At 35.1% G+C, this 22825-nt stretch carries 25 protein-coding genes and 2 pseudogenes; 17 read left to right on the plus strand and 10 right to left on the minus strand.

The window, feature by feature from the left end:
* Positions 1-79: 79 nt before the first annotated feature.
* Positions 80-739, plus strand: a complete 660-nt coding sequence (locus tag JL53_RS07020) for a Crp/Fnr family transcriptional regulator (protein WP_038407191.1) — start codon at positions 80-82, stop codon at positions 737-739.
* A 44-nt stretch (positions 740-783) separates the two neighbouring features.
* Here JL53_RS07020 and JL53_RS07025 read toward each other — a convergent pair whose 3' ends face one another.
* From JL53_RS07025 to JL53_RS15720, 3 genes are all read right to left on the minus strand, one after another.
* On the minus strand, positions 784-978 hold the full coding sequence (locus JL53_RS07025) for a hypothetical protein (RefSeq protein ID WP_038407192.1): 195 nt from the start codon (positions 976-978) through the stop codon (positions 784-786).
* Between the two features lie 64 nt (positions 979-1042).
* Entirely contained in the window at positions 1043-1888 is an 846-nt protein-coding gene (locus tag JL53_RS07030; protein ID WP_038407193.1) for a YitT family protein, read from the minus strand.
* A 327-nt stretch (positions 1889-2215) separates the two neighbouring features.
* Positions 2216-2353, minus strand: coding sequence for a hypothetical protein (locus tag JL53_RS15720; RefSeq protein WP_003719521.1), 138 nt, complete (start codon positions 2351-2353; stop codon positions 2216-2218).
* Positions 2354-2502: 149 nt separating this feature from the next.
* Here JL53_RS15720 and treR point away from each other — a divergent pair, with 149 nt between their 5' ends.
* On the plus strand, positions 2503-3219 hold the full coding sequence (gene treR / locus JL53_RS07040; protein WP_038407194.1) for a trehalose operon repressor: 717 nt from the start codon (positions 2503-2505) through the stop codon (positions 3217-3219).
* Between the two features lie 30 nt (positions 3220-3249).
* Here treR and treC read toward each other — a convergent pair whose 3' ends face one another.
* Together treC and treP are read right to left on the minus strand one after the other, a co-directional pair.
* Positions 3250-4896, minus strand: a complete 1647-nt coding sequence (gene treC / locus JL53_RS07045; protein ID WP_038407195.1) for an alpha,alpha-phosphotrehalase — start codon at positions 4894-4896, stop codon at positions 3250-3252.
* Between the two features lie 18 nt (positions 4897-4914).
* On the minus strand, positions 4915-6399 hold the full coding sequence (treP, locus tag JL53_RS07050; RefSeq protein ID WP_038407196.1) for a PTS system trehalose-specific EIIBC component: 1485 nt from the start codon (positions 6397-6399) through the stop codon (positions 4915-4917).
* Positions 6400-6514: 115 nt separating this feature from the next.
* Here treP and JL53_RS07055 point away from each other — a divergent pair, with 115 nt between their 5' ends.
* Complete coding sequence (locus tag JL53_RS07055; RefSeq protein ID WP_038407197.1) at positions 6515-6994, plus strand: NUDIX hydrolase; 480 nt, start codon at positions 6515-6517, stop codon at positions 6992-6994.
* A gap of 19 nt (positions 6995-7013) precedes the next feature.
* Here JL53_RS07055 and JL53_RS07060 read toward each other — a convergent pair whose 3' ends face one another.
* Positions 7014-7478 carry a hypothetical protein gene (locus JL53_RS07060; protein ID WP_038407198.1) on the minus strand — a complete coding sequence of 155 codons (465 nt, stop codon included), beginning with the start codon at positions 7476-7478 and terminating at the stop codon, positions 7014-7016.
* Positions 7479-7666: 188 nt separating this feature from the next.
* Here JL53_RS07060 and JL53_RS07065 point away from each other — a divergent pair, with 188 nt between their 5' ends.
* Positions 7667-8602, plus strand: a complete 936-nt coding sequence (locus JL53_RS07065) for an alpha/beta hydrolase (RefSeq protein WP_038407199.1) — start codon at positions 7667-7669, stop codon at positions 8600-8602.
* An 80-nt stretch (positions 8603-8682) separates the two neighbouring features.
* On the opposite strand, the gene JL53_RS07070 is transcribed toward JL53_RS07065, so the two are convergent.
* From JL53_RS07070 to JL53_RS07085, 4 genes are all read right to left on the minus strand, one after another.
* On the minus strand, positions 8683-9930 hold the full coding sequence (locus JL53_RS07070; RefSeq protein ID WP_038407200.1) for a glutamate-5-semialdehyde dehydrogenase: 1248 nt from the start codon (positions 9928-9930) through the stop codon (positions 8683-8685).
* Entirely contained in the window at positions 9914-10744 is an 831-nt protein-coding gene (gene proB, locus JL53_RS07075; RefSeq protein ID WP_038407201.1) for a glutamate 5-kinase, read from the minus strand. Before proB ends, JL53_RS07070 begins: the two co-directional genes overlap by 17 nt.
* 164 nt (positions 10745-10908) lie before the next feature.
* On the minus strand, positions 10909-12048 hold the full coding sequence (locus JL53_RS07080; RefSeq protein WP_038407202.1) for a PrsW family glutamic-type intramembrane protease: 1140 nt from the start codon (positions 12046-12048) through the stop codon (positions 10909-10911).
* Positions 12049-12129: 81 nt separating this feature from the next.
* Positions 12130-12525, minus strand: a complete 396-nt coding sequence (locus JL53_RS07085; protein WP_038407203.1) for a helix-turn-helix domain-containing protein — start codon at positions 12523-12525, stop codon at positions 12130-12132.
* Positions 12526-12675: 150 nt separating this feature from the next.
* Between JL53_RS07085 and JL53_RS07090 the strand changes: the two genes are divergently transcribed.
* The 13 genes and pseudogenes from JL53_RS07090 (at position 12676) to JL53_RS07150 (ending at position 22761) form a co-directional block, all read left to right on the plus strand.
* Positions 12676-12891 carry a helix-turn-helix domain-containing protein gene (locus tag JL53_RS07090; RefSeq protein ID WP_003747378.1) on the plus strand — a complete coding sequence of 72 codons (216 nt, stop codon included), beginning with the start codon at positions 12676-12678 and terminating at the stop codon, positions 12889-12891.
* An 813-nt stretch (positions 12892-13704) separates the two neighbouring features.
* Positions 13705-14088: a hypothetical protein gene (locus JL53_RS15850; RefSeq protein ID WP_232002128.1), complete on the plus strand. Its 384-nt coding sequence runs from the start codon at positions 13705-13707 to the stop codon at positions 14086-14088.
* Positions 14089-14129: 41 nt separating this feature from the next.
* Complete coding sequence (locus JL53_RS07100; protein ID WP_077916414.1) at positions 14130-14477, plus strand: hypothetical protein; 348 nt, start codon at positions 14130-14132, stop codon at positions 14475-14477.
* Between the two features lie 170 nt (positions 14478-14647).
* Positions 14648-14786, plus strand: a pseudogene (locus tag JL53_RS15960) (hypothetical protein); the annotation flags it as partial.
* 10 nt (positions 14787-14796) lie between these two features.
* Positions 14797-14910, plus strand: a pseudogene (locus JL53_RS15340) (helix-turn-helix domain-containing protein); the annotation flags it as partial.
* A gap of 483 nt (positions 14911-15393) precedes the next feature.
* On the plus strand, positions 15394-16332 hold the full coding sequence (locus JL53_RS07115; RefSeq protein ID WP_038407204.1) for a hypothetical protein: 939 nt from the start codon (positions 15394-15396) through the stop codon (positions 16330-16332).
* Positions 16333-16447: 115 nt separating this feature from the next.
* Positions 16448-17731 carry a trigger factor gene (tig, locus tag JL53_RS07120; protein WP_038407205.1) on the plus strand — a complete coding sequence of 428 codons (1284 nt, stop codon included), beginning with the start codon at positions 16448-16450 and terminating at the stop codon, positions 17729-17731.
* A 184-nt stretch (positions 17732-17915) separates the two neighbouring features.
* Positions 17916-19175 (plus strand): ATP-dependent protease ATP-binding subunit ClpX, encoded by a 1260-nt coding sequence (gene clpX / locus JL53_RS07125; protein WP_003719537.1) that lies wholly within the window; start codon positions 17916-17918, stop codon positions 19173-19175.
* Positions 19176-19292: 117 nt separating this feature from the next.
* Positions 19293-19859: a type I signal peptidase SipX gene (gene sipX, locus JL53_RS07130; RefSeq protein ID WP_038407206.1), complete on the plus strand. Its 567-nt coding sequence runs from the start codon at positions 19293-19295 to the stop codon at positions 19857-19859.
* A 33-nt stretch (positions 19860-19892) separates the two neighbouring features.
* The gene (sipY, locus tag JL53_RS07135) at positions 19893-20462 is read left to right on the plus strand and encodes a type I signal peptidase SipY (protein WP_038407207.1); all 570 of its coding nucleotides are present in this window, start codon (positions 19893-19895) and stop codon (positions 20460-20462) included.
* Between the two features lie 101 nt (positions 20463-20563).
* On the plus strand, positions 20564-21106 hold the full coding sequence (gene sipZ, locus JL53_RS07140) for a type I signal peptidase SipZ (RefSeq protein WP_038407208.1): 543 nt from the start codon (positions 20564-20566) through the stop codon (positions 21104-21106).
* Between the two features lie 9 nt (positions 21107-21115).
* On the plus strand, positions 21116-21979 hold the full coding sequence (gene ylqF, locus JL53_RS07145) for a ribosome biogenesis GTPase YlqF (protein WP_038407209.1): 864 nt from the start codon (positions 21116-21118) through the stop codon (positions 21977-21979).
* Complete coding sequence (locus JL53_RS07150) at positions 21976-22761, plus strand: ribonuclease HII (RefSeq protein WP_038407210.1); 786 nt, start codon at positions 21976-21978, stop codon at positions 22759-22761. Before ylqF ends, JL53_RS07150 begins: the two co-directional genes overlap by 4 nt.
* Positions 22762-22825 lie beyond the last annotated feature (64 nt).

The raw sequence follows: 22825 nt of genomic DNA on the forward strand, positions 1-22825 counted from the left end.
TATGTTGAAAAAAATGGTAGTATTATTTTGTATGATTAAAAGGAAATTTTGCTAGAGCGAAGAAAAAGGAGGGTGAGCAATGGATCATGACATTCTAAATGATTATGTAAATTCCAATGATTTTCAAGTGATTACACGAAAAAAACGAAAATATTTAACCTATGAAGGACTTGAGGATTCTTACGTTTATATATTAAAAAAGGGAATTATTAAAACCAGTATCATATCAAGAGATGGTCGGGAATTTAATTTAGGTTATATTAATAAAATGGACATCGTATCACTTTTAAAAGATGAATATTCACAGTTTGCTAATGCGCCATTTAACATCCGGGTTGAATCAGACAGTGCGGAGCTTTATCAAGTTGATCGAGTTCGATTTTGGCGAGATGTCAATCAAGATAAAGATTTGCAGTTTTATGTAAAAGATTACTATCGAACAAGGCTTTTACAATCCATTAAAAAAATGCAGCAAATGTTGATGAATGGGAAATTAGGCGCAATTTGTACGCAATTATATGAGCTATATAATTTATTCGGAGTAGAAATAGAAGAAAATCAATTTCTAATTGACTTTTTAGTAAGTAATGAAGAAATTGGTCATTTTTGTGGAATCAATTCAGCAAGTAGTGTCAATCGTATTTTCCAACAATTGAAATCAGAAGGGGTTATCACAATGAAAAATCGTTATATTATTATAAAAAAATTAGATGTTATTCAAGAAAATGTGATTTTTTAAAAATATATATTAGAAAAGCACTGCAATCTAATCGCAGTACTTTTCTATCCTCTTTTTTTTATCGAATATCGGATTCTGAGTGTGACTAAACCGATGAAGATTAAAAATAAGCCAACCATCAAATTTTCTAGGTCACTAAAATCCCAGAAAAATGAGATTCCGATATTGGATAGTCCTAAAAAAACAAAAACCAAGCCAACAACAAGTAAAGCTAGATACGCTGGTTTAGATATTCTCATAAGGACGCCTCACTTACATATTATAATTTCCCCATTATTGTAACATAAGTTTTGCCAAACGACATTATTCACTTGTAATCTGTTTAGTAAATCCTTCACCAATAACACTTTGAACATCATTAATAATAAAGAATGCTTTTTCATCATATTTATTCACAATTTTGGTAAGTGGTAGAAGCTGATCACGACTAATTACAATATAAAGGATTTTTTTATCTTGACGCATGTAGAATCCTTGCCCGTTAAATAGCGTGATTCCGCGTTCCAAATTAGCATCAATTTCTGTAGCAATTTCCTCATAGTAATCAGAAATAATTGTAACAGATTTTTTAGGATTATAACCCTCAAGAATGAAATCCAGCACTTTGGTTGAAATATAAAGCGAAACGATAGTAAACAACATATTTTCGAAACCAATAACAAAAACAGAGGGGATTACGACAATTAAATCAAAGAAAAGTAAAGCATAGCTAGTGTTCCATCCAAGGTATTTATTAGCAATTTTTGCTAGAATAGCACTACCAGCAGTTGTTCCGCCGCCATTCATAATTAGTCCCATACCAATCCCCATCATTAACCCGGCAAAAATCGCAGCAACAATGGATTGGTTCGCCACAAAAGCAAGTGGCTCAGAAAAATGTAAGAATAGGGAAGTGAAACTAATAGCGACAATCGTCCAGACAATTGTCATTCGATCTAGAAATTTATAACCTATAATAAGTAAAATTCCATTAAATATTAATGTCGTTACAGCAGGTGTCCAGCCGAGTAAGTAATAAAGCATCATCGTTAACCCAGTAACGCCACCTTCACCAAGATTATTTGGGATAGCGAAAACATTCACTGCGAGCGAGAAAATTAGCGCTCCTACAACAATTTTTGCAATGTTCCATCCAGTTTTCTTTTTCATCTTCATTTCTCCTTTCCACACAAAAAAAGACCCAAGAATACCACCCAAACGGCACTCTGGAGTCTTTTTATAAAAAAAGCATTAACTGACATATCTGCCATTAATTGTCTCACCATAAAAAATTGCTATTCATTTCAACACAATTTACAATATACCATAAAAAATAATGACCTTCAAGCACTTTTGGGTAAAAAAATTAGCCGAAAATAGCTAGGAATGGCATTAAATTAAGTAAAAATAAACCTACAAGAACACTGATAACAATTTTAATGACAAGTGGTTTTTCACTTTTTGCTTTTTTCATTTTGTTCCCCCCTCAACTAATGCTTACTTTGCCCAGTGCACAAATTCGTTTTTAAGCGGCATATAAGTGGCAGTTTTTTTCTTATAAATTTGGTAAGCAAGTAGAAATCCTAAAAATGCTGGAACTATTATTGCAATTACGGTTAAAATAACTTTAGTCAAAAAAATTACCTCCTCTTAAATCAAACACTTGAACAATACTTTCTAATATTAGTGTAACAAATTTCACGTGATTTTGATAATAAAGTGGGTTAATAAATTTCGGTTACATTTAATTGCAAATATGCTACAATTACGGTGGGTGAATTAATTTGAATAAAAAAAATAAGTTTTTCGATATCTATTTAGAACTAGAGCAAGATATTACATCAGGCGTTTATCCGGCAGGGGCATTACTTCCAAGTGAAAATGTTTTGGCTAAGCGTTTTTCAGTATCCCGTGAAACTATTAGAAAAGCACTCGTATTATTACTCGAAAATGGCTGCATTCAGAAACTTCAAGGAAAAGGATCTATTGTCATTGATCGAGAGCGATATTCATTTCCTGTTTCCGGACTTACTAGCTTTAAGGAATTGCAAGAGTCTGAGCATATGAACGCGACAACAAAAGTTCTTAAAAATGAACGAACAACCTTACCAGACAGAATTGCTGACTTTGCAGGACTTCCGCGAGGGTCTTCATGTCTCAAAATTTTACGAGTACGTTATTTAGAAGGTGAAGCGACCATATTAGATTATGATTATTTACTAGATGAAACGGCTGAACCAATTGAAAACAGTATCCTCGAAGATTCCCTGTATCAATATTTAGAAAATGAAAAAGGCTACGAAATAAGTTATGCCCAAAAAGAAATTACTGTGGAGCCGTTAAATGCTACTGATAAAAAATATTTAGCACTTCATGGCGATACGCATGTAGTTGTCGTAAAAAGCACGGTATTTTTAAAAGATACTACGCTATTTCAATATACCGAATCTCGCCATCGTCTGGATAAGTTTCGTTTTATTGATTTTGCTAGAAGGCGCTAAAAAGCCCGAGAAAATGTCTCGGGCTTTTTATTATTGTAGTAAAGTTAGTGTTTCGTATGGAGAAAGCTCTATGGTCGAATTAAGCTCTTCCCGCTGATAGTTAGAAAGTAAGATTTTAGCATTTGAGAATCCACTAGGAAGCGTTAAAATCTGCTTTTCTGAAGCAAAGTTGTGAATCGAAAGTAGCTTAGAATCTTCGAGTGAACGTGTATAAGCGATAATAGAATCTTCATCCGTAAGAGCAGGTGTATAATCGCCATTTTGAATGACAGGATAATCTTTTCGTAGAGCTATTAATTTTTGGTAAAAATAGAAAATACTTGTTTTCGTTTGTAAAGCCTGCTGAACATTAATTTCATTTGCATTTTCCGCTACTTTTAGCCAAGGTTTTCCAGTTGTAAAACCTGCATTTTCAGTATCATCCCACTGCATTGGTGTGCGACTATTATCACGGGAGCGTTCTTTAATAATTGCCATAACTTCTGATTCAGAAAATCCTTGCTGTTGTAAAATACCGAAATGATTTAGCGTTTCAATATCAACATAATCATTAATCACAGGGAATTTTGGGTTCATCATCCCAATTTCTTCTCCCATGTAAACAAATGGAGTACCACGCATAAAATGAGTTGTTGCAGCAAGTAGGGTAGCTGCATGATAATTATGTTCAGGCGCATCAGAGACAAATCGTCCCAGAGCTCTTGGCTGATCATGATTGTTCCAAAACAGCGCATCCCAACCATTTTCCTCAGACATTGCTACTTGCCATGTATGGAAAATAGATTTTAAAGTTGCCAAATTCATTTCCCCTAAACGCCACTTTTCGCCATTTGGATAATCTACTTTCAGATGATGAAAATGAAATACCATGGATAATTCTTTTTCTTCCGGGTTACTATAGCGAACACAATTAGCGATATCAGTAGACGACATCTCGCCAACAGTAATAATTGATTTTTCACCAAAAGTGCGTTCATGTAATTCCTTTAAATAAGTGTGAATTTTAGGGCCATCCGTATAGAAACGTCTGCCATCACCTTCAAAATCATCTTCTAAAAATTTAGGTTTCGAAATAACATTAAGGACATCTAGTCGGAAACCTTCTACACCTTTATCAATCCAAAAATTAACTACATCATAAAGTGCATCCCGGACATTAGGGTTTGCCCAGTTCAAATCAGCTTGTGTGACATCATATAAATGCAAGTAATACTCTGTCGAATCGGGTAATTTTTCCCAAGCATTACCACCGAATTTGGATTCCCAGTTTGTTGGAGGGGTTCCGTCTCTCTTACCTTCACGGAAAAAATAGAAGTCACGGTAAAATGGGTCACCCGCCAAAGCCTTTTGAAACCAAGGATGTTCAGTAGAAGTATGATTAAGTACTAAATCAATCATAATTCCAATGTTTCTTTTTTTTCCTTCACGAATAAGAGTAGAAACATCATCCATCGTTCCAAACAACGGATCAACAGCTGTATAGTCGGCTATATCATAACCGTTATCATTTTGAGGGGAAGGATAAAATGGATTAATCCAAATCATTTCAATCCCTAATTTTTGTAGATAATCAAGTTTAGCAGTTATTCCGGGAATATCGCCAATCCCGTCACCATTCGTATCAAAAAAAGATTTTGGATAAACTTGATAAATTGTTTTTTGAGCAAAAGTTGTCATATAGAAAAGCCTCACTTTTTAGTTGGTTGTTTTAGCAGATTCACGATACTCTTTTTTTCCAAAAGTACGAATTGGTGCAGTGTCTACTTTGTTTAAAATGTTATATTTGCGGAATAAAACAGTAAGAATGAATGGAACAACGATGGTAATCAGCATACATAACGCGAATATCGCATAGTATTTTGGATTAATGGAAAGAATTCCTGGTAAGCCACCAACACCAATAGAATTTGCCATTACTCCGCTTGAAACAGAGACGACTGCAGCGATAGATGAACCGATCATTGCAGCAACAAATGGGTATAAGTATTTTAAATTAATACCGAACATCGCTGGCTCAGTCACTCCAAGATAACAGGAAATAGTTGCCGGGATTGACACTTGCTCTTCTTTTTCATTTCCACGATGTAAGAAAATTATTGCTAGAACTGCCGAACCTTGTGCGATATTTGAAAGAGCAATCATCGGCCATAGATTGGTACCACCGAATTGACTCATCAATTGTAAATCAATCGCATTCGTCATATGATGGAGTCCAGTTACAACGAGTGGGGCATACAAGAAGCCAAATAGGGCAGCGAATAACCAGCTAAGTCCACCTGTTAAACCAGCATAAACCACGTTCGAAATCGCATCACCAATTTTCCATCCAATTGGTCCAAGAATGACATGCGCTGCAAGAACTGTTGGTACAAGGGCGAAAAACGGAACAAAAATCATTGAAATGGCATTCGGAATAAATTTACGCAACCAAATTTCTAAATAAGCGAGTAAAAATCCAGCCATAATTGCTGGGATAACTTGTGCTTGATACCCAATCATTTGCACTTGAGCAAAGCCGAAGTCCCAAACGGGTATATCGCCAGCTTTTGTTTCAACCACACTATAAGCATTTAGTAGTTGAGGTGAAACGAGCGTCAAACCAAGAACAATCCCAAGAATCTGGGTTGTCCCCATTTTTTTCGCAATCGACCAGGTAATCCCAACTGGTAGGAAGTGGAAGACTGCTTCTCCGATTAACCATAAGAAACTATAAACGCCTGCCCAAAATGGATAGACATCAACAATCGTTTTCGTACCATCATCTAAAAATTTAATATCCCCAATGACGTTACGGAAACCAAGAATAAGACCACCAACAACAATAGCGGGAATGAGTGGTGTGAATATTTCTGCCAGACCTGCAAGCATTCGTTGCAGTATACTCATATTTTTCTTCGCATCTACTTTGGCATCTTCTTTATTGACACCTTCAACTCCACTAATCTTCGAAAATTCATTATAAAAAATGGCTACATCATTACCAATAATTACTTGGAATTGTCCAGCTTGTGTGAATGTACCTTTTACCGCTGGGATTTCTTCAATTGCTTCGATGTCTGCATTATCTGGATTTTGTAAAACAAAGCGCATTCTAGTAGCGCAGTGTGTAACAGAAGAAATATTTTCTTTGCCACCGATTAATGTTAAGAGCTCACTTGCATCCTTTTTATAGTCAACCATAAAGCTTCCTCCTTTTTCAACTTGTATATACAAGTTGTTTGCCATTACTATACTATAAAAAAAGTGAAAGCGCAACCAATTTATATGATAAAATGAAAAAGAAGGAGTGAGAAAATTGAAACATATAAGAACTGTAGCGATAATCATCCATGATAATAAAATTTTATTTCATTCAAGCCAAGATAATGATTACTGGACTCTTCCAGGCGGCGCGGTAGAACAAGAATTTATAAAAGAAGGCTTAATCAGGGAAATGAGGGAAGAGTTAGGGGAAGAAGTGGTTGTTCAAGAATTAAAAATTATTGCGGAAAACAAGTTTATGTACCGTGGAAGTGAAATAGATAGTATCGAGTTTTATTTTGCGGTAAAGCTTCCTGAAGACAGTTCGTTAATTGCGCAAAATTCATTTACCAAGGTAGAAGAATTTGGTCAATTTAATGAAGAACCATATGTGCTCACATTTAAATGGATCGATATTAGTAAGCTGGCAGAATTCTTGATATTACCCAGATTTCTTGTGACAGAATTGCAAAATTTGAGGGAAAATCATGTGAAACACATTGAAAACAACATAAAAAAAAACCACGAAAATTAGCTTTCGTGGTTTTTGGAATTTAGTTTGTTAGAGAAACTAATGTAATTTCTTTTTTATTTAAATCTAAAAATGGTAATTTAACTCTTGTGTCCAGACAGTAAGCGTTGTATAGTAAAGGTTTTAAAGTCGTAGTCGAAGTTTCTACTTGTCTGACAAAGTTACCAATTTCTTGATATAAAATTTCAATATTTTTTAAACTAGCAATTTTGGAATCAATACGGTTTTCGCTGACATTGACATTTGAGTTGGTGACTTTTTCATTGAATTCATCATTGATAGCATCTTTTGTACGTTCAATTCGAGTGAACCGCGTATCTTCCCAGTCAACTTCGATGATATGACAGTCATCTAATTGTAAGAAATCGCCAGTCCAAAGCTTGCCATCAATTTCAACAATCATCCTAGTTTCAGGAAAAACCTCTTTGTTACGATATTTTTTTAGTAAATAATCATACATTTGTAATTGCGCTAAACAGTTATCCATGTGTGTCATCTCCTTATAGAAATAGTATATCACATTGTGATTACCTGAACAAACTTTTACGGATAAATGAATAGTTGGAACTGTAACTTTTTAACTAGTTATACAAAAGTCCTAATAAGAATGCTGTAAATAGTGAAAATAAAACTTAGATGGTATACTAAATATAAGATGAATCGGGAGGGAGACACATGTACAAACAAATAAAATTAAAAGCAGTAGATGGCTTGGATTTGCATTTACATATTTGGGATGAGGTCGAAAATCCAGTCGGGATAGTTCAAATTGTCCATGGAATGGCAGAACATGGCGCTAGATACGGCCATTTTGCAGAGCGCCTAAACCAAGCAGGATTTATAGTCATAGCTGATGATCATCGCGGTTTTGGTAAATCTGCTAACGATGAGGCATACTTAGGTCACTTAGATGAAAATACAGGTTTTAAAGATATGCTTCAAGATGAAGCGATGGTGAAAGATTATTTAATGACAACATATCCTGGACTTCCATATTTCCTTTTTGCTCATAGTATGGGAAGCTTCCTCATTAGAACTTTTATTACAAAATATGAAGCAGATGGCGTAATTCTTTCTGGTAGCGGTTTGCAATCAGATTCTTTGTTAAAAATGGGACAACTCATTACGGCACAGCGAATAAAGAAAGATGCTATGAAAAGAAGTGGATTTCTTAATAAGTTAGCATTTTGGGGATATAATAAACCATTTAATGAAAATCACCGTTTCAGTTGGCTCACAAGAGATCCTGCAGTATATCAAGCTTATGAAGAAGATCCATTTTGTGGTCCAGTGGTGGGAACAACAGGGTTCTTTCATAATCTTTTGGAAGCGGTAAAAGTGAGCCAGCAAATGGAGACCTATCGGAGCGTACCCAAAAAATTACCTATATTATTGTTATCAGGTAGTGACGATCCTGTAGGGCATTTCGGTAAAGACACACCCAAAATTGCTTTAGCTCTTGAAAAAGCCGGTGTAGAAGATGTTACATATAAAATTTATGAACATGCCCGTCATGAATTAGTAAATGAACTTTGTAAAGAAACTGTTTTTCAAGATGTGATTACGTGGATGAATGCTCAAATAAAAAGATTGGAACAAAGCAGTATATAAAATAAGCAAGAATCATTGTCTATATCCATTACAAAAAATGGAGAAGATAAGATTCTTGCTTTTTAAATTTTCAGCTGTTTTTAGTTTCTAATTTGTCCATCACCAAAAATGATATATTTTGTAGAAGTGAGTTCAGTTAACCCCATTGGACCACGCGCATGTAATTTTTGTGTACTAATGCCAATTTCTGCTCCAAAACCCATTGCAAAGCCATCAGTAAAGCGAGTAGAGGCATTGATATAAACAGTAGCAGCATCGACTTTTTGTTGGAAAGCTTGACCAGTAGAATAATCATTTGAAACGATTGCTTCAGAATGTTTTGTACCATATTTATTAATATGTTCAATCGCTTCATCAGCCGAATCAACTACTTTTACAGCTAAAATGAAGTCTAAAAACTCATCTTCCCAGTCAGATTCTGTAGCTTCTTTGGCATCAGTTAAGATTAATCTAGCTCGATCATCCGCGCGTAATTCCACTTGGTATTTTTTCAGTTCAATTTCCATTGCTGGCAAGAAATCTTCAGCAACTTCACGATGAATGAGTAACGTTTCAGCCGCATTACAAACAGAAGGACGAGAACATTTTGCGTTTATTAAAATATCAATCGCCATTTGTTTCTCTGCTGCTTTGTCTACGTAGATATGACAATTTCCTGTTCCAGTTTCGATAACTGGGACGGTGGCATTTTCAAGCACAGTTTGGATAAGTTTTGCGCCGCCTCGAGGAATAAGCACATCTAAAAAGCGATTAAGGTGCATCATATCACGAGCAGTTTCCCTGGAAGTATCTTCAATTAACTGTACACTAGAACGAGGAAACCCTGACGATTCTATGGAATTTTGAATGACAGACATTAAAGCTTTATTGGAGTTAATTGCATCACTTCCACCTCGTAAAATAACCGCGTTACCAGTTTTGAAGCATAGGACAGAAGCGTCTACAGTGACATTTGGACGAGATTCATAAATAATTCCAATTACTCCAAGCGGAACTCTTGTTTTTCCGATAGTTAATTCGGCATCATTTTTCCACATATGAATCACTTCACCAATAGGATCTTTTAGTACGACAACTTGCTTGACTGCTTCAGCTATTTCTTTGATTCGTTCTTCTGTTAAACGCAGCCGATCAACCATTGTTTCTGGTATTCCTTTTTCGTTTGCCCGAACAATATCCTTTTCATTCGCTACAAGAAGTCTATCCGTGTTAGCTAATAGATCATCACTTAAATGAAGTAAGGCTGCATTTTTTTCTTTTGTACTTGCTTGGGCTAAAAATAGAGCTGCTTCTTTTGCAGCGTTTCCTTGTTTAATGAGTTCCGTCATGTAAATATTCCTCCTTTTGGCTGGTAAATAAAGTACCGACTGGTTCGCCTTGCATAATATCGAAAATAACAGTGGGATTTTTCCCATTAGTTAAAATCATTTTTTGACCGCCATTAATACAATAAGAGGCTGCGGAAAGTTTTGTTAACATACCACCAGTTCCAAATTCAGATCCCTTTCCTCCAGCTAGAGCCTCAATATCAGGGGTGATTTGATTGATTTCAGAAAACATAGCTGCATCTGGATTAGTTGTAGGGTTTGTTTCATAAAAGCCATCAATATCAGACAACATAATCAGCAAGTCTGCCTGTACAAGTTTAGCAACAATAGCAGAAAGAAGATCGTTATCACCATATTTAGTAATATGTTCAAGTTCCTCTACAGCGACTGTGTCATTTTCATTTACAATCGGGATAATACCTCTATTTAAAAGACTTTCAAGTGTATTCATTACATTTTCTCGACTAATAGGAAAGTCAGTTACATCGCGTGTAAGTAAAACTTGCCCAACAACTTGTCCATACTCACCAAAAAATTTGCTATAAATATGCATTAGTTCACTTTGACCAACGGAGGCTACTGCCTGTAGTTCAGGGATGCTTGTTGGTCTCACTGGGAGTTGTAGTTTGTGACAACCAACACCAATTGCCCCGGAAGAAACAAGAATAACTTCTTTTCCTTCATTACGTAAATCGGATAAAACCATCGCTAATTTTTCAATCGTACGTAGATTAATATGGCCATTTCCATACATTAATGTACTAGTACCAACTTTGATCACTAATCTCTTACTATTCTTTAAAGATTCGCGCATCTCTATGACCCCTCTGCTAATTAGATAATACTTCTATTTTACATGAAAACGACGATATGTCTATAATAGATTACTGTTTTACAATTAAAATTTATAATTTTCGGTATTCTTTTGAAAAGAACGATAAAAAAAGTACTAAGAAATTTTCTTAGCACTCTTTTTGCTTATTTTGTAGCTTTGCTCGCTGCTGAAATAGTAGACACTTGTTTTAAACCTCTATTAATTAAGCGCAGAATAACGAACCAAACAACTACAATCAATACGATTTGTTTAAAATCAATCGCTGGTAGTGGATTGAATGGACAATCCCAAACAAAATGCAAGGCAATAGGGATAATAAATAATTTCCAGAAAGTTCCGGTGAAAATATGGTGCATCCCAAGTTTTTCATCACCTTTTGCAATAACGAGTGCAGCACCAGTAATTGCTGCCCATACCACATGACCGCCAATTGACTGCCACCCACGGCTAAAAATAACATTTAACATTGTTTCTCCGGCAATATGAATATCCTTGAATAGGAAAGCTGCATCGACGCTATAATTAAATGCATATCCGAGTGATTCAAAAGCAGCAAATCCAGCACCAACTGCGGCACCAATAAGTAACCCATTTAGAATATACTTAGAATTTAATGAACGAATGAAGAGGGCAACAATGATCATTTTTCCAGTTTCTTCAATAAAGCCAACTAATAGCGCATTAAAGTAATTTAATTTTCCAACTGGAATAATTGAATAGATGACAAGCGTAGCAACAAGCGCTGCGACACCCCCAATGAAAAACATTCGAACAACATCGAAAACACTAATATTACGAGGTGCATTCGTTTCAAAAAAGAATAATAATACCGAAAACGGAACTGCGAATGACCCAATCACCATAAGACCAGGAATCGTATTAGTATTATCGAATAAATATGTACAAGCAAGAAGTAAAAAGTAAGTGACGATTAATACAAGAAAAACTCTTGAGAATACCCATGGATGTGGCCAAGTACTTGATATTTCACTTGTTGCAGGCGTAGTGTATTTTGTTCCTGCAATAAAGACTTTTTCTCCTTCTTCTTTGGAGTGCTTTTTGAAAACGGCGGAAAAAAGGTGACCGATTTTCAGTTCAGAATTCCCGTGACTTTGTGCATGTCGATATAATTCTGTTTGTTTAAATGTTACCCACTCTGGATGAGGGGATTTTTGAACCAATGTAGAATCTTGAATCTCCCTTTTTTTATAGAAAGCAACCATCTCTATATTGGTAAAAGGTCCCACTTTTTGCTCCTTCTTTTTGAAGTACCATTCTGACAAATGAAACTCCCCCTTTGCTTTTATTATTTTGACACTGTTAATTATTCCCAAAAAAAGCTAAAGTTAAACGAAGATGGAGTATTACTTATTAAGTTTTTTCGCTTGTTCATAAATAAAATCAATCGAATCAGCAAGAAAGTGAGCAGATTCATTAGCTAATGGGAGACCGTCCAATTTCAAATCGTCCTCATTTCTTAAATCTTCACTGATTTTCGTCATTCTTTTGCCAATATCTTTTTCACTTTCAAGTTCACTAGGGGCAAAAGTGGGCATGCTTTGTTGACCAAGTAAATAATCAACACTGACATCATAAAGTGTAGCAATTTGTGTGACCATCTCTAAATCTGGCTCACGAATGCCATATTCCCAATTACCATAAGTAGAAGGTGCTTTAAGTCCAAGTCTTCGAGCTGTTTCTGCTTTTGACCAACCTTGTTTTTCTCTGAGTAACGTAAGTCTATTACTTAAATTTGGCATAATTTCACTCCTTTCTGTTTGATTATACAATATCTTACTCAATTTAGCTACATTTTAACACAAAACGTATTAATTATCAATTGACAGTCACTAAATGAGTTGTTATTATAGTATTAACAACTCAAACTGTGTAGATAAGGAGAAGATGACATGAAAGCAGTAGACACCAGAAGAATTAATACGGATAAAATTCGAGAGCTACGATTGCAGCGGGGAATTACACAAGCTTTTATTGCGAGGAAGATGGGATATAAATACACTAGTGGATACAGTAATATTGAGAAAGGTGCAGTCAGACTTTCGCATAAGAATGCCGTTATCTTGAGCGAAATCTTAATGTGTGATTTAAAGTGTTTTTATGAGTAATCTTGAGTAAACAACTCTCTGATGAAATAATTGTCTAAATAAAAAAAGCATCTCTGCTAAATTCAGATGGATGAATTTGACAGAAGATGCTTGTTTAAAATGGAAGAATGCTTTGAATAAACATACATTATTTGTTAATGAAATATATTAAGTAAAAACAGCTAATAGTTGAATGAAATATGAAATAAATTCACGAGATTAGTATTACATAATCACATATCATGAGTCAATATTTTATTAAAATAATCGTTAATATTGAATAAACATGCGTTCTATTCATTGCAATAGTCCGTATATATGAATTTTAGAACAATAAACATATAAATTTATGTCTATTTATGAATATTTTGTGACGCTATAAGTCTTTTTTGCATAATTTGTGAATAATAACACGATTTGTGAGGAATTATTTTGAAAAAACAACGATTTAACACAAGTGGTGTAGTAATTAATCTAAATAAGCCCCGTTTTTAGTCGTTCATGACAAGAATCGGACATTTCATTACATTTTTGGTTATGCACTGACTTTTTATGATACACTCATTTTGAAATCTAGATTAAACATAAAAGGGAGAGAAATGCTATTATGAAAAAGGTTTTTTTAAAGTATGTGATGTTACCAATAGTAGTTGGACTTGTGGTAACAATTCAATTACACCTGCAGATGCAGCAGTAAGGAATGTTGATACAACTCCAGTTATTACGCAAAATGAAGTCGAAAGTGGTATACAAGATAATAGCGATGAATTACCAGATGAATTTATTGTTAGAGAACAAATCAGTCCAAGTGAGCCTATTAATCAAGAAAGACAGTTGTTAAAAAGCGCAACTTTAGGCTATGAAAAATGGACGAAAGTATCGACCACAAGAAAAGTATCAAAAGGATTTATCGCATGGCATCCTGGTTGGAAAAATTATCAGTACAATATTTCTGCTTATTATTTCAGTAAATCGAAAATGTCAGTTAGCGCTAGCGTTGGATATGGTAAATTTAGTATGTCTGTTTCGAAAGCAGGATCAAATGGCCAGGTTATTAGTGCAAATCCCAAAAAATGGACAAGACCTGCGATATATGGAAATGTAGACGCTACAAAGTGGACCGTTAAAAAATATAATGGTGCGGGTAAATATACTGGTTCAACAACAAAATATACAAGCACTGCTTCAAGTACGTATGTAAAAAGCCGTAATAAATAAAATGAAAAGAGAGTTAATCAAATGAAAAAAAAAACAGGTTAATATTAATAATTTTGATAATAGTTATTTGCGTTTCAGCATTCGGAATAAAGTGGTTAGTGGATAGAAATAATCTTGTAGGAATGGTGCAAGTTGATGGACTTGTATATATAGTGACAAATGAACCTGCAAAGAATGAAGATGCCTTGGAAAAAATTGGAGAGGTTGAGCAGAAAATAAAAAGCTATCAAACGCCAGATGAAGATTTTACCTCTAACTCATTAAATGAAGGAGTAGAACTTTATCAAGCAAAAAATGGGGACGATTATCCTAGAACTATTTTGTATAAAGAAGATGGCGAATACTATATTGCATCAGAAGCTATGGAACAACCTCAGCAGCAGCAATGAAAACAGAAAATAAATAAGTAAGAATCATTGTATAGAGCCATTGCAACTAAATGGAATATACTTGATTCTTGCTTATTTTTCATTTCAGAGCCCTTTTGTCCTTACCACCGCTGATATGTTTAGTCATTTTAATTTATCGCGATTATTTTACTGCTCTATAATCATCCACAAGGTATAAATATGTAGTACCAATTTATCTAGATCATGAAAGAAAGATAGTGAAGTTGCAGCGTTTTGATGAGCGCATATTTGATATTTCACTAATGGATATTATTTTACTGTGAGATAATGGCATTAGGAGTATTATAGTGCTTTTGTCAAGTACACGAGTGGATACAGTAACATTGAGAAAGGCACGGTCAGGCTTTCACACCAGAATGCCGTTACTTTGAGTGAGGTATTGATGTGTGATTTAAAGTGCTTTTATGAGTAAGTCACAGAAAAATAATTATTTGAGCCAATAATTAAAAGCATCTCTGCTGAATTCATATGGATGAATTTGACAGGAGGTGCTTGTTTAGAATGGAAAATTAAAAAGCGGAAATCACTTTAAAGATCCATTTTCCAAAATGGAATAAACGTGATTTCTGCTTTTTTTCAGTTAAAGGATTTATGTTTTTATGCATGTACTTCCGTTTAAGTAGCGATAATACTGCTAGCAACAAGACGAGTAATCCAGTTACAATCAGTCCATTTATAAGCTGTTTAATCATCCATAGGTTTTGAATTTTGGACTTAAAGAAAATACCAAACTTTCAACATTATAAAGCCTTAAGACCCTTGACAGGAGCAACGTATCCAAGTAGAATGAACCAATCCAAAGCAACCATTCAATTGGAAAATGGTTAAAGTTTTCACAATAAGGGTAAAACTAAGAAGTATAAAAATGCTTTTTCAAATAAAAGGAGATAAAACAATGAATGAAAGTGGCACTTTTTTTCCAGTGAGCGTAAAAAAATTTATGGAAAAAGGAATTGCTTCGTTGTCGAAAGATGAGTTAATGAGCACCCTGCATTATTTGGAGAATGCCTACCATCAAGAACCTTGCAACGAGGAAATTGTACATAGATTAATTCAATTTTATAATCAAACTGATAAAACAAAAAAAGCGCAAGAAATGGGTCAAAACTTTTTAACAATGAACGGTTATAATAAAGAAATCCTTGGGGAATTATCTGTTACCTTTATGAAAGATGATAATATGGATACTTATTTTACTTTAGTTCGTCATTATATAGAAGAAGAAAAAAATGAAGCAAGGGAACAAATTGCCGATAATGTTATCCAATTTCCAAAACAATTTGTCCCCCGAAAAGATATTCGTGAATTTGCATCTTGGCAAACATCAGAACAACTGGAGTTTTTACAAGAAGCTCGATTTTTAGAACTGGATGATTTTTTACCGACATTCAAACAATTTCTAGCAGATGAGCATTGTTCACCTTTTGTTCAGTCAATGATTTTTGAACTAATGCAAGAAAAAGAAATAAATGAAGCAGTCGAAGTGCGGAAAATGGAGAAAAAAGCTTTTTTTAATCCAAGTGAAATTCCAATGTTAGCTGATAATGAATTTGCGCAGGCGCTTTTTGCAGGCATAGCGGAAGAACTCGAAAATAGTAATCCAAGTTTATTGGAACAAGTTCTAGGAATTATCCAACAACATTTATTTATGCTTTATCCATTTGAACTGGAGCCAAAAGATCCGGCGATTTGGATTAATGCCTACTATAAATGGGCGAATGCCATGTATGGCGATAATAGTGTTATTTCGGATGATGTGAACCCTGTTTTAGTGGATGGAGCAATTTCGATTATTGAAGAGTTAGAAATCAGGCAGCAAAATTATTTTATATAATGATATTTGTTGTTTTCAAGTCAGGGATATCTGTGTTATTATTAGTGAGTATGGCTGAAACTTGTCATGAGAGTAATTAAATTTGATCTAAATAGATGATGGAGGGAATTATACCATGTCAGTAAAATGGGAAAAACAAGAAGGTAACGTTGGAAAACTTACTTTTGAAATTGAACAAGAAAAAGTAAAAGAGGGTTTGGACCGCGCTTTCGTAAAAGTTCGTAAAACACTTAACGTACCAGGCTTCCGTAAAGGGAAAGTTCCGCGTCAAATTTTCAACCAACGTTTTGGCGAAGAAGCTCTTTACCAAGATGCACTTGATATCTTGCTTCCAGAAGTATATTCTGCGGCAATTGATGAAGCTGGAATTGATCCAGTAGATACTCCTCAAGTAAATATTGAGTCTATGGAAAAAGGTGAAACTTGGGTATTAACAGCTGATGTTACTGTGAAACCTGAAGTGAAGCTTGGAGACTACAAAGGTCTTGAAGTAGAAAAACGCGACGAAGAACTTACAACAGAAGAATTAGAAGCAGAACTTAAACAATTACAAGAGCGTCAAGCTGAGTTAGTTGTTAAAGAAGATGCACCAGCTGAAAATGGCGATACTGTTATCCTTGATTTTGAAGGATTTAAAGACGGAGTAGCTTTTGAAGGCGGACAAGCTGAAAATCACTCATTAGAACTTGGAAGCGGACAATTCATTCCTGGTTTTGAAGAGAAATTAGTTGGCTTAAAAGCTGGCGATGAAGCGGATATCGAGCTCACTTTCCCTGAAGAATATCATGCGGAAGATTTAGCTGGACAACCAGTAGTTTTCAAAGTGAAATTACACGAAATTAAAACAAAAGAAGTTCCTACTCTTGATGATGAACTTGCAAAAGACATTGATGAAGAAGTAGAAACTTTAGATGAACTAAAAGAAAAAATCTCTAATCGTTTACAAGAAGCGAAGAAAGAATCTGTAGCTCAAGCGAAACAAGAAGAAGTTATTGCAAAAGCTGTTGAAAATGCGGAAGTTGATATTCCACATGCAATGGTTCATCATGAAGCAGATCATTTAATGAATCACTTCGCACAAGATTTGCAAGCACAAGGACTTACTCCAGAACTTTACTACCAATTTACTGGTCAAACAGAAGAAGCAATGCATGCACAAATGGAACAAGACGCTGAAAAACGCGTGAAAATGAACCTAGTGCTTGAAGCCATTGCAGAAGCTGAAAACATTGAACCAACGGAAGAAGCTATTGATGAAGAAATTTCTACACTAGCTGAAAAATATGGTATGGAAAAAGATGCTGTTCGTGCTGCACTTGGTGATATGAGCGAACTTAAATCAGATCTTAAAATCCGTAAAGCAATTGATGTTTTACTTGATAGCGCAGTGGAAAAATAAGTTTACATTGGTTTCGATAATTTCATAAAACAAAGGGGGACATGAGATATACTCGTGTCCTTCTGAATGTAGAAATATGGATACAGATGATTGGCATTTCTAATAAACAAATGCTATCATTAACACACGTGGGAAATGCAAAATTGCCTACATGTAACATACCTATGCGAAGGGGTGAAATATTATGTTTAAATTTAACGACGAAAAAGGCCAACTTAAATGCTCCTTTTGCGGAAAGACTCAAGATCAAGTACGTAAATTAGTGGCTGGTCCAGGTGTTTATATTTGTGATGAATGTATCGAGCTTTGTAATGAAATTATTGAAGAAGAGCTAGGTATTTCCGAATTTGTTGATTTTGGTGAAGTGCCAAAACCACAAGAAATCCGTCATATATTAAGTGATTATGTTATTGGTCAAGAACGCGCCAAAAAAGCATTAGCTGTAGCTGTTTACAATCATTATAAACGTATTAACTCTAATGAAACTAAAGAAGATGAAGTGGAACTTTCAAAAAGTAATATTTGTTTAATTGGTCCAACTGGTAGTGGTAAGACACTCCTTGCTCAAACATTAGCGCGAATTCTTAATGTTCCATTTGCGATTGCAGATGCAACATCACTTACAGAAGCTGGTTATGTTGGGGAGGATGTCGAAAATATCCTGCTTAAATTAATCCAATCAGCTGATTACGATGTGGAAAAAGCTGAAAAAGGCATCATTTATATTGATGAAATTGACAAAGTTGCTCGTAAATCTGAAAACCCATCTATTACAAGAGACGTTTCCGGTGAAGGAGTTCAACAAGCCCTACTGAAAATTTTAGAAGGGACAGTTGCAAGTGTTCCCCCACAAGGTGGTAGAAAACATCCGCATCAAGAATTAATTCAAATTGATACTGGAAATATTCTATTTATCGTCGGTGGTGCTTTTGATGGCATCGAACAAATTGTTAAAAATCGAATGGGCGAAAAAGTCATTGGATTTGGTACGGATAATGCCAAACTCAAAGAAGATGAAACTTATTTATCTCGTGTTGTACCAGAAGATTTATTGAAATTCGGCTTAATTCCTGAATTCATAGGTCGTCTACCTGTTATTGCAACCCTTGAGCAATTAGATGAAGCTGCTCTTGTTTCGATTTTAACAGAACCCAAAAATGCACTAGTAAAACAATATAAACGTATGTTAGAACTTGATGATGTAGAACTTGAATTTGAGCCAGAAGCGTTAATCGAAATTGCAAAAGAAGCAATTGAACGCAAAACTGGTGCTCGTGGTCTTCGTTCTATTATTGAGCAGATTATGCTAGAAGTAATGTTTGAAATCCCGTCTCGTGATGATATTACCAAATGTATTATTACTGAAAAAGCAGCACGAGGAGAAGAAGAGCCACAACTCCAATTAGAAGATGGTTCGATTATCCCAATTAAAACATCAGCATGATTTGGATGCGCGTCATAATTGGCGCGCATTTTTTCCATTAAGCCAGCTTTTTTATTATAACTTCTGGCTTGTTTCATGCTATACTTTATTAATATTAGTTGGAGAGGATAAAAAGACATGAAAAGTGAAAATAAATTTTTTTCAGGGGCATTTGGATGGATTAAAATAATTGTCATTGCACTTGTGTTAGCTTTTGGTATTCGCTATTTTTTAATTTCTCCAGTGACAGTTAACGGGAAGTCAATGGATCCAACGCTTCATGACGGAGAGCACTTGTTCATCAACAAAGTATCTGATCCGAAACGTTTTGATATTATTGTATTCCCTGCACCTGATGAGGAAAATGCAGAATATATCAAACGCGTAATTGGTCTTCCAGGTGATAAAGTTGAATATAAGAAAGATCAATTGTACATTAATGGCAAAGCATATGATGAACCCTATTTAGATTCAGAAAAAGCCGCACTACAAACGGGTTATTTAACAACGAGTGATAAAGGGGATCCAGATTTTACGATGGCTGATATTCCAGGATCTGATGGTTCGCTCACCGTACCGAAAGGAAAGCTATTTGTACTTGGTGATAATCGACAAGTAAGTAAAGATAGTCGCTATATTGGTTTTATTTCCCAAAATAGTGTGCTGGGGAAAGTCATCTCGTTTGGGAAATCTTTACAACGTTAATTAATGCTGCGGTAAGTCTAGGAGGAAACATAGATGGTAAAAAATGAATCAAAAACTTCCAAGAAAAAAAGTGGAGCACAGCAATTATTAAGCTGGGTATTAGTTATTGTGGTTGCACTAGCAATAGCTTTAGTAGTTCGTAACTTTGTTATTGCACCTGTAAAAGTAGAAGGTACATCTATGGTCCCGACTTATCAAGATGGTGACAGGATTTTTATTGAAAAAATAACTAATCCAGACCGTTTTGATATCATCGTGTTTGATGAGCCTCCGATGATTGGAACAGGAGAACACTTTATCAAACGAGTAATTGGAGTTCCCGGAGATAAAATAGCCTTTAAAAATGGAGAATTATACTTAAATGGGAAACGAAAAGTAGAAAGTTACTTACCGGAAGGCACATTAACTTTATGGAACCCGGATCCAACACAAAAACCTTATATAGCAGACTATACTTTAGAAGATATGACTGGTGAGAGCACAGTGCCAGAAGGGAAATTATTTGTACTTGGTGACAACCGTGGAGGAAGTTCAGATAGTCGAGTTTTTGGATTTATTGATGATTCAACTGTGAATGGCACGGTTTTACAATTTGGAAATTAACTAGAAATCCGTGGAAGCTACTTTTTCACGGATTTCTCTATTAAATGAACCTTTTTTCGTTTATAATAAAACTATTAGTAAAAATAGGGCGGTGCAACTTCTTGAAAGAAAAGAATTTAAAACGGTTATGGTCTTGGATTTGGGCGGCTGTTTTAGCAGTATTAATTGCTGTTATTATCCGTTTTTATTTGTTTGTCCCTATTCTAGTTGATGGAATTTCGATGATGCCAACACTTCATAATGATGACCGTGTAATTATTAATCGATTTGGGCATGTAGATCGTTTTGATGTCATCGTTTTTCGCGAAAATGATGGGAAAGAGTATATTAAACGCGTAATAGGACTTCCTGGTGATACAGTGGAATACAAGGCGGATCAGCTCTACATTAATGGTGAAAAATATGATGAGCCGTATTTAGATACTTATAAAGAGAAACTCAAAGATGGCTATTTGACAGATGACTACAGTTCAAAAGATCAGTTAGATGGTGGTAAGATTCCAACAGATACTTACTTTGTCTTAGGAGATAATCGCCGAGCAAGTAAGGATAGCAGAATAATCGGCCCAATCCCGCTAAACAAAGTGCTAGGAACAACACCAATTTGTTACTGGCCAATTGAAAATGCCAAACTTATAGATTAGGAGTAAATAATGACAATTCAGTGGTTCCCAGGTCATATGGCCAAAGCTCGTCGTGAAGTAACGGAAAAATTAAAGCTAGTAGATGTAATTTTTGAGTTAGTGGATGCACGAATTCCACTTTCTTCTTCTAATCCAATGTTAGAAGAAATTATTCATCAAAAAAGACGAGTTATTATTTTAAATAAAGCAGATACAGCTGATGAGAAAACGACGAAAGAATGGATTGACTATTTTGCGGAAAAAGGCTTGCCGGCAGTGGCTGTCAATGCACAAGAAGGGAAAGGCCTATTCAAAATTGAACAAGCGGCTGAAAAATTAATGGCTGAAAAATTTGATCGTCTAAGAAGTAAAGGGATGAAACCAAGAGCTATTCGTGCAATGATTTTAGGGATTCCAAATGTTGGAAAATCTACTTTAATTAATCGATTAGCGAAAAAAAATATCGCACGTACTGGTAATAAACCTGGTGTTACTAAAGCTCAGCAATGGATTAAAGTTGGAAAAACGCTGGAGCTTTTAGATACACCTGGGATACTCTGGCCAAAATTTGAAGACCAAGAAATTGGTTACAAATTAGCTTTAACGGGCGCTATAAAAGATGATTTACTTCAAATGGAAGAAATTGCTGGCTACGGACTTCGCTTTTTAGAGCAGCATTATCCAGATCGACTTGAAAACTGGCTAAAAGTGGAGAAAGTTTCAGAAAATCCGATTGAAACACTTGCTTTCATTGCAGAAAAAAGAGGGCTTTTAGATCGATATAATGATCCGGATTATTCACGTGCGGCAGAAACCGTCGTTCGAGAAATTCGTCAGCAAAAATTAGGGAGAATGTCATTTGATTTCCCTAACTGGGAAGAAGATATCGAATGAGTGAATCTATTTCTGATATTAAAAAAAAGCTAGGGCAACTCACTTCTGTTAAAGATCCTTATTTTCAATTATGTCTACAAGATGAACGAAAAGGAGTTCAAAAGTTACTTAAATCCGTTCAGAAAAAATGGGAAAAAGAAGCCCAATTAAGTAAAAAACTACTGGAAATGAAACAATACGAAACGGATTTGTATAAGCGAGGAGTTAAATATATTGCTGGTGTAGACGAAGTAGGTAGAGGGCCGCTCGCTGGTCCAGTAGTTGCCGCTGCAGTCATTTTACCAGAGCATTTTTCGGTTATTGGAATTAATGACTCTAAACAGTTGAGTGAAGCAAAACGAGATATTCTTTTTGACTTAATAACAGAACAAGCACTCGCAGTCGGTATAGGTATTATCGAACATGATGTTATTGATCAAGTAAATATTTATGAAGCAACAAAATTAGCGATGCGGAAGGCTCTAGACGAGTTGAATCCAAAACCGGATTTCGTTTTAATTGATGCGATGCCACTAAAATATACAGAATCTGAACTATCCTTAAACAAAGGAGATACGAAGAGTATTTCGATTGCAGCAGCTTCAATAATTGCCAAAGTAACAAGAGATAAGCTCATGAAAGAATACGAAAAAACTTATCCAGGCTATGATTTTGCGAGTAATATGGGATACGGCACGAAAAAACATTTGTATGGTTTAGATACAATTGGAATTTGTCCAATTCACCGTTTGAGTTTTTCTCCAGTAAAAGAAGCAAAGTCACATTTTGATAGTATAAAATAACTTAATTACTATAATAAAAAGCTTATTTTCTTCATTGAAAATAGGCTTTTTTTAGCTGGAAAAG

The sequence above is a fragment of the Listeria ivanovii subsp. londoniensis genome, assembly GCF_000763495.1.
Lineage (GTDB): Bacteria > Bacillota > Bacilli > Lactobacillales > Listeriaceae > Listeria > Listeria londoniensis.